Here is a 15,064-nt window from a genome sequence, read left to right on the forward strand (position 1 = left end):
ATTGGAACCACCTGATCCCATCCCGAACTCAGCAGTGAAACGATGCATCGCCGATGGTAGTGTGGGGTTTCCCCATGTGAGAGTAGGTCATCGTCAAGATTAAATTCCGAAACCCCTATCTGCTGATGCAGGTAGGGGTTTTGTTTTTATCCCCAGGAAAGTCTGCGAAAGCTCGTGATAAATTTGCACAGTTATTTCCGAGCCGGAGCACTAGAATAGCCCCACCTTAGCTGAGCCAGAGCTGTTTATGCCCGATCCGTCAGACATTGATAGGTTGTCAGATCTGCCCCTGAGCGATCTGGTGGCGTGTCATGAGTGCGACCTGTTGATGCGCAAGCCTCAGCTGGCCCATGGTGAAAAAGCCGAGTGCCCCCGTTGTGGCTATGAGCTCTATGCTCACCGGTACAATGTAGTTGAACGCAGCCTTGCCTTGGTTATCGCGGCCCTGCTGTTATATGTGCCGGCCAACTTCTTACCCATCATGGAACTCAATCTGCTCGGGCAGTCCTCCCAGGACACCGTTTGGAGTGGGGTGGTCGGCCTGTTTGATACCGGCATGCAAGGCATCGCGGCAGTGGTGTTCCTATGCAGCATGGGCATTCCACTACTCAAGTTGCTCTGTCAGTTGGTGGTGCTGTTGTCCATTCGCTTGGACTTTGGCCGTAGTTACGGTTTGTTGCTGTATCGCATTTATCACCATCTACGAGACTGGGGAATGCTTGAGGTCTACCTCATGGGCGTGCTGGTGGCCATCGTCAAGTTGGCAGACATGGCGGCCATGACCATAGGCCTTGGCCTGGTGTGCTTCATCAGTTTGTTGCTGGTCCAGGTCTGGCTGGAGGTGGTGATGTCACCCCATCAGATCTGGCAGGCGTTATCAGGAGAAGATGCCCATGCGGGCGATTGATGCAGGGATTCTGATCTGTACGGAGTGCCACGAGTTGAATCGGCAGGATGCTGAGGCCGACAACCAAACCTGTACTCGCTGCGGCGCGCTGGTTCACCCCCGTCGCCCGAACAGCTTGATGCGGACCTGGGCATTGTTGATCACGGCCGCGATTCTTTATATTCCGGCCAACATGTTGCCGATCATGACTATCAACTCGCTGGGCAAGGGCGCCCCGAGCACCATCATGGCTGGCGTCATCGAGCTGGTTCAACACGGCATGATTCCTATTGCCGCCGTGGTGTTCATCGCCAGCATCGTTGTACCCACTTTCAAACTGGTGGGCATCGCCTTGTTGTTGTTTTCCGTTCAGCGGCATCAGCCTATGTCGGCGCAGCAACGCATCCTTATGTACCGTTTCATCGAGTTCATTGGTCGCTGGTCGATGCTGGATATTTTCGTGATCGCCATTTTGGTGGCCGTGGTGAATTTCGGACGGCTCGCCAGTGTCGAAGCCGGTCTCGGCGCGATCGCTTTCGCCAGCGTAGTGATTTTGACAATGATTGCCGCAGTAACCTTCGATCCCCGACTGATTTGGGATAACACGGAGTCGGATGACGACCATGACTGATTTGCCTACCGCTAAAACTCGACCGGCTTCGAACTGGTCGGCCATCTGGGTCCTGCCGTTGATTGCCTTGATCATCGGCGGCTGGCTCGGCTGGCGGGCTTATAACGAGACCGGAATCGAGATCAATGTGCGCTTTGAGAGCGGCGAAGGCATCCAGGTCAACAAAACCGAAGTCGTCTACAAAGGGATGACGGTCGGCAAAGTGACGGCCCTTACCCTCGATGACGAAGGCAGCTCCAAGGGAGTGGTCGCGACCATCGAGATGAACAAGGACGTCGAGCAATACCTCAAGACCGGAACACGTTTCTGGCTGGTCAAGCCGAGCGTGAGCCTGGCCGGGATCACGGGTCTGGAAACCCTGGTATCGGGTAACTATGTGGCTATCAGCCCAGGAGAAGGGGAGTCGACCCGTAAATTCAAGGCCCTGGCCGAAGAGCCGCCGCTGTCGGACGCCAAGCCGGGTTTGCACCTGACCCTCAAGGCTGATCGGTTGGGGTCGCTGAACCGTGGCAGCCCGGTGTTCTACAAACAGATCCAGGTCGGTCAGGTGAAGAGCTACCTGCTGTCCGAGGATCAGAGCAAGGTCGAAATCAAAATCTTCATCGAGCCGACCTATGCCAACCTGGTGCGCAAACACACGCGTTTCTGGAACGCCAGTGGCATCAGCATCGATGCCAACCTCTCGGGCGTCAAAGTGCGCAGCGAGTCCCTGGCCAGCATCGTGGCCGGAGGGATTGCCTTCGCCACGCCGGAAAGCCGCCAGGATAGCCCGCCGACGGACCCAAGCCTGCCGTTCCGTCTTTACGAAGACTTTGACGCCGCCGCGGCGGGCATTCGAGTGAAGGTCAAGCTCAGCGATTTCGAAGGGTTGCAGGCCGGTCGTACGCCGGTCATGTACAAAGGTATCCAGGTCGGCAGCCTGAAGAATCTCAAGGTCGATCCGGACCTGGCCAGCGCCACGGCTGAATTGACCCTGGACCCCTTGGCCGAAGATTACCTGGTAACCGGCACGCAGTTCTGGGTCGTCAAGCCATCGATCTCGCTGGCGGGTATTACCGGCCTGGAAGCGTTGGTCAAGGGCAACTACATTGCCGTGCGACCGGGTGACAAGGGCGGCGCGCCGCAACGCGAGTTCGAAGCCCGGGCAAAAGCTCCACCGCTGGACTTGCGTTCCCCGGGGCTGCACTTGGTCCTGCTGACCGAAAACCTCGGATCGCTGGAGGTCGGCAGTCCGATTCTCTACAAGCAGGTCAAGGTCGGGTCGGTGCAGAGCTATCAGTTCTCCCGCAAGAAGAAGCAGCTGATCATTGGTGTGCACATCGAGAAAGAATACGAAGGGCTGGTCAACGGCTCGACACGTTTCTGGAACGCCAGTGGCATCACCCTTACGGGCGGTTTGACGGGCGGGATCCAGGTCAAGAGCGAGTCCCTGCAAAGCCTGATGGCCGGCGGGATTGCCTTCGAAACTCCGGAACCGAATGTGCCGCTGAAAAGACGTATTCCACGTTTCCGCCTGTTCGCCGATCACGAAGCCGCACAACAGCGCGGCACTGAGATCACGATCAAGGTCGATCGCGCCGATGGTTTGCGCAGTGGTACGCCGATCCGGTTCAAAGGGTTGGATGTGGGCAAGATCGAGGATGTTGATCTCAGCGCCGATATGCAATCGGTGCTACTCACGGCGCGTATCACCGAAGTGCCCGAGCGCATCGCCCGGGTCGGGTCCCAATTCTGGGTGGTCAAGCCGGAGTTGGGGTTGATGAAGACCTCCAACCTGGAAACGCTGGTAACCGGCCAATACATTGAGGTGCAGCCTTCGGCGAAAAACCTCGGGCCGCAGAAAAGCTTCGTGGCCCTGGCCAACCCACCGGAAAGCGCTGTGCCCGAAGCGGGATTGAGCCTGGTGCTGAGCGCGGCCCGCCGTGGTTCGTTGAAGATCGGCGTACCGGTGACCTACCGCGAGATTACGGTGGGCAAGGTCACTGGTTATGAACTGGGCCAGACCGCGGACCGGGTGCTGATCCATATCCTGATCGAGTCCAAGTATGCGCCGCTGGTGCGCAGTGGCACACGTTTCTGGAATAGCAGTGGCTTCGGTCTGGACTTCGGTCTGTTCAAGGGCGCGACGGTGCGCACCGAGTCGCTTGAAACGCTTATCCAGGGCGGCATTGCGTTTGCAACGCCGGATGGCGAACGAATGGGCAATCCGGCTCGACCGGAGCAGACTTTCCCGCTGTTCGACAAGTTTGAAGATGAATGGCTGACCTGGGCGCCGAAGATCAGTCTTGGCAACAAGTAGTTGTGGTGCTATCGCGAGCAAGCTCGCTCCCACAGGGATGCAGGATCGTTCATCCAAAGCATTCCCATGTGGGAGCGAGCTTGCTCGCGATGAGGCCATCCTCGCATTGAAGACTCAAAACCAGCGCAATAAAAAAGGCCGCGATCCAATGGATCGCGGCCTTTTTCATGTCCGGCTATTCACCTCACACCGGATCCAGCTCCGGCTCGTCGGCCTGGACATTCACCGTGGCCTTCACTGCATCGTGACGACGGATGTACTTCCAGTCCGCTTCGTCGATGTAGATACCGTTCGGCCCGCTGCCGCCTTCCAGGTCGATGGCGACACTGGCGCAGACTTGCGGCTTCACACTGGCCAGGATCGGCACGAAGCCCAGTTGCAGGCTGGTTTCCAGCAGTGCGGCCTGGTTTTTCTCGTCGATGTCCGCGGCTTCGTCCAGGTAGTACGGCAGGCGCACGCGGCCGGCCTGTTCGCGGTCCATCAGGTGCAGCAACAAGTACATGTTGGTCAGCGCCTTGATGGTCATGGTGGTGCCGTTGGACGCCGCGCCGTCGATGTCGGTGTGGATCACTGGCTGGCCGTTGACCTTGGTGATCTCGAACGCCAGTTCAAACAGGTCCTTGAGGCCGAGCTGGTTGTGGTTCGCCGCCACCAGCCGCGCCAGGTATTCCTTGGCTTCTTCGTTCTTGTTGTCCTGCTCGGCGCTCTGGCTGAGGTCGAACACCGACAGAGTCTCGCCTTCCTCGTACTGGCCGGCGCTGTGGATGATCTGGTCGATGTGCTTGAGCGCTTCCTTGTTCGGCGCCAGGACGATCCGGAAGCTCTGCAGGTTGGACACCTGACGCTTGTTGATCTCGCGGTTGAACAGCGCCAGTTGGTGCTCGAGGCTGTCGTAGTCGCTGCGGATGTTGCGCAGGGTCCGGGCGATGTCGGTCACCGCCGCACGGCGCGCCTTGCCCAGGGTCAGGGCTTCGTCGGTGCGGTGGGCATAGGCGTTGATCAGCAGTTGCAGGCGTCGCTCCATGTCGTCTTCGCTGTCGAACTTGGCCACGCCCTTGAGGCGCACCTGGGCATACAGCGCTTCGATCTGGCCGTCGGCCCGCAGCAGCCCTTGCCAGCTGTCCTGGTAGTCATTGAGCAGCGGCAGCAGGTTGTCCATGGAGTCGTCGACCGGGTCCATGAACGGCGTGCCGAAGGGCAGGTCCGCCGGCAGCAATTGACGACGGCGCAGGGCGTCGTCGAGGGTGCGTTGCTTGGCTTCCATGTCGGCGATCTGCCGGCCCACCAACTGCAACTTGGCGGACAACTGCTGGACGCGTTCGGTGAAGGCATCGCTGGAGCGCTTGAGTTCGTCCTGGGCGGCTTCCATCTGCGCCAATTGCTCGAGCTTCTCGCCTTCTTCGGCACTCAGGGTCTGGCTGCGACGGAAGTCTTCCAGGGCTTTCTGCGCATCCAGGACCTGCTGGTACAGCGCCTCGGTCTGGGTCTTGCTCGCGGCGCGGTCGGCGGCCACGGCTTGCTGGGTCTTGAGCTGCTTGAGTTCTTTTTCCAGGCGTTCTTTCTGGTCGCGCAACGCGGCACGGTCGGCCAGGGCTTGCAGGGCAGGCGGCTCGATGTGGGACAGGTCGATGGACAGGCCCGGCACTTCGAAACGCTCGCCCTTGAAGCCGTCGAGGATCAGTTCCATGGATTTGACCCACTCGCCATTCTCGTCCAGCGCGATGCCGTGTTCGCCCAGTGGCAGGCTGAACAGGGCGCTGTTGAACAGGCGCATCAGGCGTTCGACGTCCTGCTGCGAGAACTCTTCCCGCAGGCGGGCGTAGCTGTTGTTGTCGGCGTGATCGAGTTGCAGCTTGACCGACTTCAGGCGTTTTTCCAGGTCCCGCAGGCGCTCTTCCAAGTCCTCGGCGCTGAACTGCCGGGACTGGGCCAGGGCGCCGGCCAGTTCGTCGTGGGCGTCCTTGGCGGCGAGCAGTTGTTGCTCCAGGACCTTGACGTCATCCACCAGGGCAAACCGATGCTTGAGCACCGACAGTTCGCCGAGCCAACGCTGGATGCCGCTGATTTCCCGTTCCAGGCGCATCAGCTCCTGAGTGCCGCCGCGCTGGTCGTTCTGCAGCGAATCCTGTTCGTTGCGGTAGTGTTCGGCCTGGATGGTCAGCTCTTCCTTGCGCGCACTGGCGTAGTCCGACCAGGTGCCGAGCAACGAATCGAGCAATGGCGACAGGCGATGCAATTTGCCGCGCAGGATATCGCGCTGCTTCACGCCATTGGCCAGGGCTTCCACCAGCGGACCGGCCGCCACCAGGGAGTTGTAGTCCTGCTCCATGCGGCGTACGTCGCGGAAGGCTTCTTCGCACGCGGCGATGTAGTCCACGCTACCGGAGCGCAGGCTGTGCTCGAACGCGTCGAGGAACAGTTGCTTGAGCTTGGCTGCGGTGATTTCGCGCATGTGCAGCAGGTTGATGAACAGCGCGCGGAAGGTCTTGAGGCTTTGTTCGCTGGTGGAGCGCAGCGGGATCAGCGTCAGGTCCAGCGGGATCGAGGTGTGGCCACCCACCAGCAGGCGTCGCAGTTCATCCGGCTTGAGTTCGTAGGCTTTCAGGCCTTCGCGCTCCAGGTTGGTGAACAGCTCTTTCTGACGCAGGCAGGTGTCATTTTTCTGATAGTGGGCCAGGTCCAGTTTGCCGGCGTAGGCAAAGAACTGGTGACCGAAACCGCCACCAGGGCCGCGACCGACCACGCCAATCACGTGCGGGCCGTGGGGCAGGGCGACTTCCACCAGGATGTAGCTGGTGTCCGAGGCAAAGTAGAAGCGCCGGGATTGCTCCAGGCTGTACTTGCCGAAGCTCATGTCCGACATGCGCGCCAGGATCGGGAACTGCAAGGCGTTGATCGAGGCGGATTTACCGAGGTTGTTCGCGCCGTACACCGACAGCGGTTCTTCCAGCGGGAACAGACCGAGGCTGTAGCCGGCGGTGTTCAAAAGGGCAAAGCGGCGGATACCGTAGCGTTCCTTGCTCATGCGTCGGTCTCCTGTTCTTCGGCAATGGCGCGGGCCAGTGCGTCTTCTTCGCTCTCGGCATCAAAGGGGCTGAGGTCCAGCGGATCGTCGGTCTGCAGCAGCTTCTCGTCGCTGTCTTCGTCGATCAGCACCGGCACTGGCAACGGCAACACACTGTGCAGGCTGGCGGCCAGGTCGCGGTCCTGCTGGACCGACAGGCACACGTCGAGGAAGCGATGCATCGGCGGCAGGAAGCGGTACACACCGTTTTCTTCGTTGGCGAAACCCAGTTGGGTCATGCGCCGCATGATTTTTTCTTCCAGCTCTTCCTGGGTCTGTACTTCGGCCTGGATGAACAGGTCGCGGTATTTTTCCAGCAACGAAGGCAGCTCATCGCGGCCCAGGCTGCCGCCGTCCAGCACGGCAATCGGGTCGCGACCCTGGTCGGCCAGGTGCTCTACCAGAATGAAGGTGAACAGGGCCAGGCGCTGGGCGGTCTTGTTGACTGCCGCGGCGGCCAGGTCCGGTACGAAGTAATAGAAGCCACGGGTGTCGCACACCAGTTCGAAGCCCAGGGCCTTGAACAGCGTGCGGTACTGGTCCTGGAAGTTCGACAGTTGCGCGTACAGCTCCGGGTCGCGGCGGCTGACGTGGTAACCCTTGAACAGCTCGCGAAAGATCGGCGCCAGCTGGGACAGTTCGGATAGATCAAGATGCATGGGGGATGCTCGCAGAATCCTCGGCGGCGGTGTCGCCGGCCGAGAGCAGGGCGAAGGAGCGCAGGCTGACCTGATGCTCGTGAGTGTGATAGTCGCGGCGTTCCAGACGCTCGCGCTTGAAACGTTTTTCCCGCGACAGGCGCGAGAACCAATACAGCAATTCGTCGGTGGCGCCGTCCGGTTCCTGTTCCAGCAGCCAGGTCATCAGGTCCGGCATCGGCAGGGCGTCTTCGCAGCGCTCGACCATCTCGCGCACGGTGCGTGGCGCACGCGGTGCCTCGCCGCCTTTGTGGGTCTTGTGGGACTTGGGGAAGCGCGCCGGTTTCGGCTCGAAACGGGCCAGCGCATAGACGTAGGCTTCGACCTGGCTGGCGCTGCCCAGGAAGGTGCTTTGCGGCCGGGTGAACAGCGGCATGGCGGCCTGCGGCACGGCATCGATGCCTTTGCGACGAATGGCGGCCAGGGCCAGGGCGGCGCCACGGGTCACGGCGTTGTGACGGCGAGCCTCTTCGCGCAGTGGCAGGAGCAGTTCACGGGCGTGCCGCAAGGTTAGTTGGGCGCTGGTCTGCATCTCAAGGATGCGCGCATGGGTGCGCAGCAGCATGTCGTCGTCCACCAGGTGGCCGAGGCGCTGTTGTTCGGTGAGCATGCGCAACAGCACGTTCTCGACCTTGCGCACGCCCTGCTCGAAGGCGCCGTCGGCATTCACCAGTTGGATCATCGGCTCGACGTATTCGTCCCAGGTCGCCAGCACTTCGGCGTAGCGCTGGCGCAGCGGGATCTGCCGGTCGCTGGTCTTGGCCCGTTCGGCCACGGCCACCAGGGCCTGTTCGTCGTTGGCGAGTTTCTTGAGCACATCGCGCACGCGCATGTCCAGCAGGCGCAGTTGGCGGGCCAGGTCGTTGCCGTCGCGAATGTCGAAGGCGTCCTGGATGTAGCCGGCCAGGCGCTCGAGGTGACGCAGGTAGGCTTCGATCTCCAGGCACAGGCCCAGGCGGTGTTCGCGGCGCAGGTAGGCGAGGAAGTCATGGATCTGGGCGTTGAGCTCGAAGCGGTTCGGGCTTTTCGCCACCGGTACGAGAATGTCCAGGCGGATCCACACATCCAGCAGGCTGGTGATGTCCTGGGGCGTGCTATCCAGTTGTTGGGCGGCCAGCTGTGAACGCAATTCGTTGAGGCTCAGGGTGCCCTGGTCGAAGTGCTCGCACAAAGGTTCCAGCAATGCCCAGTGTTCAGCGAGGGCGCGCAAGACGCGCTTGGGTTCGATCATCGCAATGGCCGTCGGGTTGGCAATTAAAAGCGGCGATTGTACTGCATCGGGCCGCTTGCGATTCACCCCTTGGACGGACTGTCGTTTGCTATCGATCAACTATTGGCTCAACAGGGAAGCGATCCGCGCCGAAGGGCGGTAGAATCCCTCCCACTTTCAGTTATCCACAAGTGGCCGACCCTTGCTTATCGAGTCCCGTCGCCGCGCCTATCTGACCGCCATGCAGGTGGTCAACTGGCTGCCGCGTACCGAATTGCCGTTCGCCGCCCCGTCGCGGCCCGAGCTGCTGGAAACGCCCGAGCCCGAGTACATCGCGCCGGTCGTGACCGCGCCTGTGGCCAAGACGGTCGCCGAGCCGGTGGCGCCCGTGGCCGAGCGGCCGAAAATCGAAGTGCCGCGTCCAAGCCTGGCCTCGACCCGTACCAACGCCAAGCCGGTGGAGGAGGTTGTCGAGGCGCCGCCTAAGGCGCCCTACGTCGCGCCGCCGCGTTTCGCCCTGCAGCTTTTGCGGGCCGGGCGTTGCCTGCTGTTGGTGGAGTTGCCCACGGGTGAGCCGTTTCAAAGCCGCGATCCAGCCTACTTGTTGCTCAAGGACATGCTGCGCGCCGCCGGTCTGCCGGACAGCCCGCAGATCATCGGCGAGCCGGTGCGCTGGCCGCTGTTGTCGCGCGGCACCATGGACCAGGGGCCCGAAGCGGCGCGGGATTTTGTCCAGGGGTTCGTTTCGGCGCGCCTCGAAGACGAGCCCTGTGTGTGCCTGTGGCTGATCGGCCTGCCGGCGGTGAAGTTTGCCGGCGAGGCGGATGCCGAGGCGTTCAATCGTGAACTGCAGGTCGAAGGCCTGGGCTCGGCCTGGGCGTTGCCCGGGTTGGAACTGTTAATGGAAACGCCACAGCGCAAGGCTGATGTCTGGCAAGCCATGCGCCGGCTGATGGCGCGTTGGAAAGAATCGAATGAGTGACGCTGTATTGTTCCGCCCGATGACCGAGGCGGACCTCGACGCTGTACTGAAAATCGAATACGCCGCCTACAGCCACCCCTGGACCCGCGGGATATTTCTCGACGGGCTGGGCAAATACCAGATCTGGCTGATGTTCGAAGGCCAGCAGCAAGTGGGCCATGGCGTGGTGCAGATCATCCTGGATGAGGCGCACCTGCTCAATATCACCGTCAAACCGGAAAACCAGGGCCGTGGCCTGGGTTTGCGCCTGTTGGAGCACTTGATGTCGATTGCCTACAAGGCCGAGGCCCGGGAGTGCTTCCTGGAAGTGCGCGACAGCAACCGCACGGCGTTCCGGCTGTATGAGCGCTATGGCTTCAATGAAATTGGCCGGCGCCGGGATTACTACCCGGCAGTGGGCGGGCGTGAGGATGCCGTGGTCATGGCTTGTACCTTGGTGGACTGAAGCGCCGTGACCCCATGTGGGTGCGAGCTTGCTCGCGAAGACGGCGGTACATGCGACATTGATGCAAACTGATCCACCGCTATCGCGAGCAAGCTCGCTCCCACAGGGCTGGGTGGCGTACATTAAATCCTAGGTCATACACAAAACCACTGTGGGAGCGAGCTTGCTCGCGATGGCGATCGTCGGGTCAGCGCTTGCCATCCAGCGGATCGATATCGGCCATTTCCGCCTCGTCCAGCCCATCGCCCCCGCCAATATCATTTTCATCCACCACGCTCAGGTCCCAGTCCGCCTGTTCGTCGTCCCCGGTCTCGTGGGCGTCCCGGGCGCCGTCTTCGCGAATGAGGGTTTCCGGGCTCATGTCGTCGTCGGTCGATTCGTGATCATCCGTCGAAGCCCCGGTCAGCCCGGCTTCTCGGACGCGTTCGCGAGGCATCAGGTGCTCGCGTTCGTTTTCCGGCAGTTCGTCACCGATCTTCGCGCTGGGTTCTTCTTCGTCGAACTCCAGTTCATGCATCGAGCCCATGCGATCCTCATTGTCGTCAATGGGTTCCGGTTGCGTCGCATCGAAGGGACGTCGTGAATCATTCATGGCAATTCCTCATACTGTGGGCCTTACTGGTGTCGACCGGCAGCGCATCCAGGAATTCCAATGCATCGCCGACGTGACCTCGACCGACGGTCGTTTGTCACAGTTGCGCACTCTCAATCGAGGCTAGACAGCATGAACGAATTACAAGATCTGATTGATAACAACGCGCGTTGGGCCGATGCGATCAAGCAGGAAGATCCTGACTTCTTCTCCAAGCTGGCTCGTCAGCAAACCCCGGAATACCTGTGGATCGGCTGTTCCGATGCGCGGGTGCCGGCCAACGAGATCGTCGGCATGCTGCCGGGCGATCTGTTCGTACACCGCAACGTGGCCAACGTGGTGCTGCACACGGACCTCAACTGCCTGTCGGTGATCCAGTACGCGGTGGACGTGCTCAAGGTCAAACACATCCTGGTCACCGGCCATTACGGCTGTGGCGGCGTGCGAGCCTCGATGCAGGACCGGCAACTGGGCCTGATCGACGGCTGGCTGCGCTCGATTCGCGACCTGTACTACGAGCATCGCGAGGCGTTGGGCCAATTGCCGACCGAGGAGGAACGTGTCGACCGCTTGTGCGAGCTGAACGTGATCCAGCAGGTGGCCAACGTCGGCCATACCAGCATCGTGCAGAACGCCTGGCACCGCGGGCAGAAACTGTCGATTCATGGCTGCATCTACGGCATCAAGGACGGACGCTGGAAGAGCCTGGACACCACGATCAGCGGTTTCGAGCAATTGCCGCCGCAGTATCGGCTGCGTCCGGTCGGCGCGCCCTGACGTCGGCTCGTCAGTCGCGGTGACACTGACGACGCCAGTGCCGTAGAAATGTCATTCCCTGCTCATTGGGCGGCTCGTCATAGCCGGTAATCCAGCCATGACAGTTGTATGAGCCGCACCGGCAGGCGAACTGTCGATACAGTTTCTGTTCGGTACTGGCGTAGTCCATCGTCAGGGAGTCACCTTCATCGATACGGGCCAGTGACCACAGCCACAGTTCGCTCATGTCGAGGAAGACATTCGGGTTGCAGGAATGCAGCAGCAATCCCGCGAAGCGTGGGTCATACATGTGGACGTCCGGCAGGATCTGCAGCGTGTGCAGGCGCCGTCGGCTCACCAGCAACCCCGACACCCTGCACATCCGCGTCATGGGCGCGAAAGGCTTGCGGGCGATGATGCCGTGGCCGCGCCCGTCGGTCGTCTGGTGCACTTCAAAATCGCGCACAGAAGGGTAGCCCAGGCGGGTGCCGAGTTGTTTTTCCGGGTAGATGCAATCCCGGTGCTGTGAACAGGCGCGATCTGTAATGAACGTGGTCATGACAGTCCTTGTCGGTGCTAAACACTCGACTTTCTGGCGCTGGCGATCCTGCCGGCGGTCGTTGAAAAAACCCTGATAGCTTCGCCCAAGTCGGGGGCGTCATCTACTGTCGACTCTGACAGGTGCCAAAGGCGCTTTCCCGCGTCAGCGCCAGCCTGCGCGGGAAAGCGCCTCAAGGTTTAGACCGCCTCGGCTGGCAGCGGCATCGGTACCTTCAGTTGCGGAAGTTGCGACTTGATCGCCGGTGTTTCGCATTGTTTCTCTGCGTCTTCCTCGCTCAGTTTGCGGATCGAGGTGTAGAACAACTCGCAGGTTTTCTCCTTCTGCGTGACCTGCCAGGTCTGCGTGCACTGGTTCAGCAGGGTGTTCGGGTCGGTGCCCGGCTTGCTGCCCATACCGGCCTGCCAGCATGCAGCGCTCAGGTCCTGGCCCATGACTTTCAAACCAGCGGCATCGGCCTTGGCTTCGTCACCGTCGTAGCTGTCCTTGTCGGCGGCGTACCAGATATAGCTCGGATGGTTGGAGCCCAGGACCGGAACCTGGACCCCGCTGCCGGTTGTGATGGTCGCCAAGCCGAGCACATTCACGGTCTGGCCGTACTGGGTCTTGATCCAGTTCCGAACGGGCGCTCCGAAGGCCACCATCGGCAACGCGGCGCCGCTGGCGGTTTGGGTGACCTGTGTGACCATGGTGGTTTGGTAATCGTTGAAGTAGCTATAGAGTCCCTCCAATGTGCTGCCAGCATTGGACGGCGCTGCGATGGGCGCGATGTCGATGATGGTCTGGTAGGCCGGCGTCTGTTCAACCGCAATGCCGTTGACGGTCAGCAGCGTGGCCCAACGATCGGTGGTCGCCGACTCCAGATAGTCCTGGGCCTGGGTCAGGGAGTAGTCCGGCGGGAAGTGCAGCAACTCGACACTCTTGCGGTTTTCCAGGGCCATGCCCAGCGGCAGGAACAGGTACCAGTTGTAGGACCATTTTTTTTCGCTGTTGAGTTTCGAGGCACCGTTGTACGCCAGGTCCCCGGCGTCAAGCAGGGCCTTGAGCGGTTGGCCATAGCTCTTCGGTACGCCGCTGATGTTGGCATAGACCTTGTCGTTATCGATTTTGACGTGGACCTTGGCCGTGCCGTAGCCGTCGCGCTGCACGCTTTGGGTCAGGTAGTGCTCGACGGTCTGTTCCAGGGTCCAGTCGCGAAAGCAGATGACGTTGCAGTTGTTGGGGTAGGCAAAGAGGCGGGTGACGCGTTCGGTGCTGCCCAGTTGTACGTCAATGTCGGTGGCGTGGGCGGTGGCACTGAAGGCCAGGGCGGCAAAAGAAAGTGCGGCGAGTTTGGACATGCTCAGATCCTTTTCAGCGTGTGGGCCCCTCGAAACAGGGCGCATCCATACTGAAACAGACCGGGCCGAAGAAGAAGTGGGCCGATGGAAATATCGGCCCTTTTTTATGGCTTTATGGCATCACTGGCGGCAAATAACTCAATGTCGTCCCCAGTGCCCATAGCAGCGCCAGCACCAGCGGCGTATGCACCAGCAACTGGACGAAGGAAAAACCGATCAGGTCCCTGGCCTTCAGCCCCAAGACCCCGAGCAACGGCAGCATGTAGAACGGGTTGATAAGGTTCGGCAGCGCTTCGGCGGCGTTATAAATCTGCACCGCCCAACCCAGGTGATAGTTCAGGTCGTTGGCCACCTGCATGACGTAGGGCGCTTCAATGATCCACTTGCCGCCGCCAGAAGGAATGAAGAAGCCCAGGACCGCCGAATAGACGCCCATCAACAAGGCGTAGGTGTCATGGGAGGCAATTTGTACGAAAAAGGTCGAGATGTGGTGGGCCAGGGTCTGGGCATCGCCGCCTTTGACCGTGGTCAGCAGTGCGGCGATCGAGCCGTACAACGGAAACTGGATCAACACGCCGGTGGTGGTCGGCACCGCGCGGGCGACGGCGTCGAGAAAGCTGCGCGGCCGCCAGTGCAGCAAGGCGCCCAGCATGATGAACAGGAAGTTATACGTGTTGAGCCCGGAAATGGCACTGATCGCAGGCTTGGTCGAAAACTCGTGGAACAGCCAGCCGGCTGCCAGCAGCACCAGTGCAATGGTCAGCAGCGGACTGTGCTCCAGCCATTCCCCTGGGCGGGTACGGGGCTGCAACGCCGGCATGCTGAAACTCGGGTCGATGCCACAAGCGGCGGCGTCACGGGCACTGTTCGGCCCGGGAGCGGTGGCGTAGGCGACAATCAACGAGATCACGATCAGCGCCAGCAGCATCACGCCAGACTGCCAGAGGAAAATCGTCTGGGTGAAAGGAATGACGCCAGTAATCGACAGGATCGAGGGCGGCAGGCTGGCCGGGTTGGCTTGCAATTGCGCTGCCGACGAAGACAACCCCAGGGCCCACACTGCGCCCAGGCCCAAGTACGCGGCGGCGCCGGCGGCGCGGTAATCCATCTTCAGGTCGGTGCGCCGGGCGAGGGCGCGCACCAGCAAACCGCCAAACACCAACGACAGGCCCCAGTTGAGCAACGACGCGACCATGGAGATCAGCGCCACCCATGCCACGGCGGAGCGGCCGTTGGTCGGAATCCGTGCCAGGCGGTCAATCAATTTGACGGCCGGTGGCGAGCTGGCGACCACGTATCCGCCGATCACCACGAAGGCCATTTGCATAGTGAACGGGATCAGGCTCCAGAAGCCGTCGCCGAACGCCATGGCCGCCGCCGTGGGCGTGGCGCCGATGAATTGTGTCGCCACGGCGACCACCAGCACCGCCAGCGCGGCGAAGACCCAGGAGTCGGGGAACCAGCGCTCGGCGAAACTGGAACAGCGCAAGGCGAAGCGGGCGGAACGGCTGTCTTCGATGTCGGTGGTCACGGCAATTACCTCGTTTTTATGGTTATGGGTATTGATGGCGGCAAAGGCTTCAAAGGTCAGGCGCAACAGTA

14 protein-coding genes and 1 rRNA gene are annotated in these 15,064 nt (G+C 61.1%); 8 read left to right on the forward strand and 7 right to left on the reverse strand.

What is annotated here, in order from left to right; translation table 11 throughout:
* The 4 genes from rrf to AB4Z20_RS10200 form a co-directional block, all read left to right on the forward strand.
* Positions 1 to 99 (forward strand): 5S ribosomal RNA (gene rrf, locus AB4Z20_RS10185); the annotation flags it as partial.
* Positions 100 to 247: 148 nt separating this feature from the next.
* The gene (locus tag AB4Z20_RS10190) at positions 248 to 907 is read left to right on the forward strand and encodes a paraquat-inducible protein A (protein ID WP_253478277.1); all 660 of its coding nucleotides are present in this window, start codon (positions 248 to 250) and stop codon (positions 905 to 907) included.
* A complete protein-coding gene (locus AB4Z20_RS10195) occupies positions 894 to 1,517 on the forward strand; it encodes a paraquat-inducible protein A (protein ID WP_253478274.1) in 624 nt (207 codons plus the stop codon). Before AB4Z20_RS10190 ends, AB4Z20_RS10195 begins: the two co-directional genes overlap by 14 nt.
* Positions 1,510 to 3,816 (forward strand): PqiB family protein, encoded by a 2,307-nt coding sequence (locus AB4Z20_RS10200; RefSeq protein WP_320389458.1) that lies wholly within the window; start codon positions 1,510 to 1,512, stop codon positions 3,814 to 3,816. Before AB4Z20_RS10195 ends, AB4Z20_RS10200 begins: the two co-directional genes overlap by 8 nt.
* Positions 3,817 to 4,000: 184 nt before the next feature.
* Here the strand turns inward: AB4Z20_RS10200 and mksF are convergent, their stop codons facing one another.
* From mksF to mksB, 3 genes are read right to left on the reverse strand one after another with little or no spacing between them, the layout of a single operon-like run.
* On the reverse strand, positions 4,001 to 6,841 hold the full coding sequence (gene mksF / locus AB4Z20_RS10205; protein WP_258689376.1) for an Mks condensin complex protein MksF: 2,841 nt from the start codon (positions 6,839 to 6,841) through the stop codon (positions 4,001 to 4,003).
* Positions 6,838 to 7,539: an Mks condensin complex protein MksE gene (mksE, locus tag AB4Z20_RS10210; RefSeq protein WP_024618905.1), complete on the reverse strand. Its 702-nt coding sequence runs from the start codon at positions 7,537 to 7,539 to the stop codon at positions 6,838 to 6,840. The genes mksF and mksE overlap by 4 nt, the downstream gene beginning before the upstream one ends.
* Positions 7,529 to 8,809 carry an Mks condensin complex protein MksB gene (gene mksB / locus AB4Z20_RS10215; RefSeq protein ID WP_063325220.1) on the reverse strand — a complete coding sequence of 427 codons (1,281 nt, stop codon included), beginning with the start codon at positions 8,807 to 8,809 and terminating at the stop codon, positions 7,529 to 7,531. The genes mksE and mksB overlap by 11 nt, the downstream gene beginning before the upstream one ends.
* Before the next feature lie 181 nt (positions 8,810 to 8,990).
* On the opposite strand from mksB, the gene AB4Z20_RS10220 reads away from it, so the two are divergent.
* Positions 8,991 to 9,770 (forward strand): hypothetical protein, encoded by a 780-nt coding sequence (locus AB4Z20_RS10220; protein WP_018604593.1) that lies wholly within the window; start codon positions 8,991 to 8,993, stop codon positions 9,768 to 9,770.
* Positions 9,763 to 10,215, forward strand: a complete 453-nt coding sequence (rimI, locus tag AB4Z20_RS10225; protein ID WP_214512436.1) for a ribosomal protein S18-alanine N-acetyltransferase — start codon at positions 9,763 to 9,765, stop codon at positions 10,213 to 10,215. Before AB4Z20_RS10220 ends, rimI begins: the two co-directional genes overlap by 8 nt.
* Positions 10,216 to 10,402: 187 nt before the next feature.
* On the opposite strand, the gene AB4Z20_RS10230 is transcribed toward rimI, so the two are convergent.
* Positions 10,403 to 10,807: a hypothetical protein gene (locus AB4Z20_RS10230; RefSeq protein WP_058546017.1), complete on the reverse strand. Its 405-nt coding sequence runs from the start codon at positions 10,805 to 10,807 to the stop codon at positions 10,403 to 10,405.
* Between AB4Z20_RS10230 and AB4Z20_RS10235 the strand changes: the two genes are divergently transcribed.
* Complete coding sequence (locus AB4Z20_RS10235) at positions 10,806 to 10,934, forward strand: hypothetical protein (RefSeq protein WP_258689375.1); 129 nt, start codon at positions 10,806 to 10,808, stop codon at positions 10,932 to 10,934. The genes AB4Z20_RS10230 and AB4Z20_RS10235 overlap by 2 nt on opposite strands.
* 5 nt (positions 10,935 to 10,939) lie before the next feature.
* Positions 10,940 to 11,584 (forward strand): carbonate dehydratase, encoded by a 645-nt coding sequence (can, locus tag AB4Z20_RS10240; RefSeq protein WP_058546018.1) that lies wholly within the window; start codon positions 10,940 to 10,942, stop codon positions 11,582 to 11,584.
* Between the two features lie 10 nt (positions 11,585 to 11,594).
* Here the strand turns inward: can and AB4Z20_RS10245 are convergent, their stop codons facing one another.
* The 3 genes from AB4Z20_RS10245 to AB4Z20_RS10255 all read right to left on the reverse strand — a co-directional run bounded on the left by AB4Z20_RS10245 (position 11,595) and on the right by AB4Z20_RS10255 (position 14,993).
* A complete protein-coding gene (locus AB4Z20_RS10245) occupies positions 11,595 to 12,122 on the reverse strand; it encodes a lysine methyltransferase (RefSeq protein WP_253478211.1) in 528 nt (175 codons plus the stop codon).
* A 179-nt stretch (positions 12,123 to 12,301) separates the two neighbouring features.
* Positions 12,302 to 13,462, reverse strand: coding sequence for a hypothetical protein (locus tag AB4Z20_RS10250; protein ID WP_442089835.1), 1,161 nt, complete (start codon positions 13,460 to 13,462; stop codon positions 12,302 to 12,304).
* Between the two features lie 112 nt (positions 13,463 to 13,574).
* Positions 13,575 to 14,993: a short-chain fatty acid transporter gene (locus tag AB4Z20_RS10255; RefSeq protein ID WP_258691271.1), complete on the reverse strand. Its 1,419-nt coding sequence runs from the start codon at positions 14,991 to 14,993 to the stop codon at positions 13,575 to 13,577.
* Between the last annotated feature and the right edge of the window lie 71 nt (positions 14,994 to 15,064).

The sequence above is a fragment of the Pseudomonas sp. KB_12 genome, assembly GCF_052114545.1.
Taxonomy (GTDB): domain Bacteria; phylum Pseudomonadota; class Gammaproteobacteria; order Pseudomonadales; family Pseudomonadaceae; genus Aquipseudomonas; species Aquipseudomonas brassicacearum.

What these genes read in the sequence shown, in the direction of transcription:
- AB4Z20_RS10190 (WP_253478277.1), top strand. Translation starts at nt 248, where the DNA reads ATGCCCGATCCGTCAGACATTGATAGGTTGTCAGATCTGCCCCTGAGC.
- AB4Z20_RS10195 (WP_253478274.1), top strand. Translation starts at nt 894, where the DNA reads ATGCGGGCGATTGATGCAGGGATTCTGATCTGTACGGAGTGCCACGAG.
- AB4Z20_RS10200 (WP_320389458.1), top strand. Translation starts at nt 1,510, where the DNA reads ATGACTGATTTGCCTACCGCTAAAACTCGACCGGCTTCGAACTGGTCG.
- mksF (WP_258689376.1), bottom strand. Translation starts at nt 6,841, where the DNA reads ATGAGCAAGGAACGCTACGGTATCCGCCGCTTTGCCCTTTTGAACACC.
- mksE (WP_024618905.1), bottom strand. Translation starts at nt 7,539, where the DNA reads ATGCATCTTGATCTATCCGAACTGTCCCAGCTGGCGCCGATCTTTCGC.
- mksB (WP_063325220.1), bottom strand. Translation starts at nt 8,809, where the DNA reads ATGATCGAACCCAAGCGCGTCTTGCGCGCCCTCGCTGAACACTGGGCA.
- rimI (WP_214512436.1), top strand. Translation starts at nt 9,763, where the DNA reads ATGAGTGACGCTGTATTGTTCCGCCCGATGACCGAGGCGGACCTCGAC.
- AB4Z20_RS10235 (WP_258689375.1), top strand. Translation starts at nt 10,806, where the DNA reads ATGGCAATTCCTCATACTGTGGGCCTTACTGGTGTCGACCGGCAGCGC.
- AB4Z20_RS10230 (WP_058546017.1), bottom strand. Translation starts at nt 10,807, where the DNA reads ATGAATGATTCACGACGTCCCTTCGATGCGACGCAACCGGAACCCATT.
- can (WP_058546018.1), top strand. Translation starts at nt 10,940, where the DNA reads ATGAACGAATTACAAGATCTGATTGATAACAACGCGCGTTGGGCCGAT.
- AB4Z20_RS10245 (WP_253478211.1), bottom strand. Translation starts at nt 12,122, where the DNA reads ATGACCACGTTCATTACAGATCGCGCCTGTTCACAGCACCGGGATTGC.
- AB4Z20_RS10250 (WP_442089835.1), bottom strand. Translation starts at nt 13,462, where the DNA reads ATGTCCAAACTCGCCGCACTTTCTTTTGCCGCCCTGGCCTTCAGTGCC.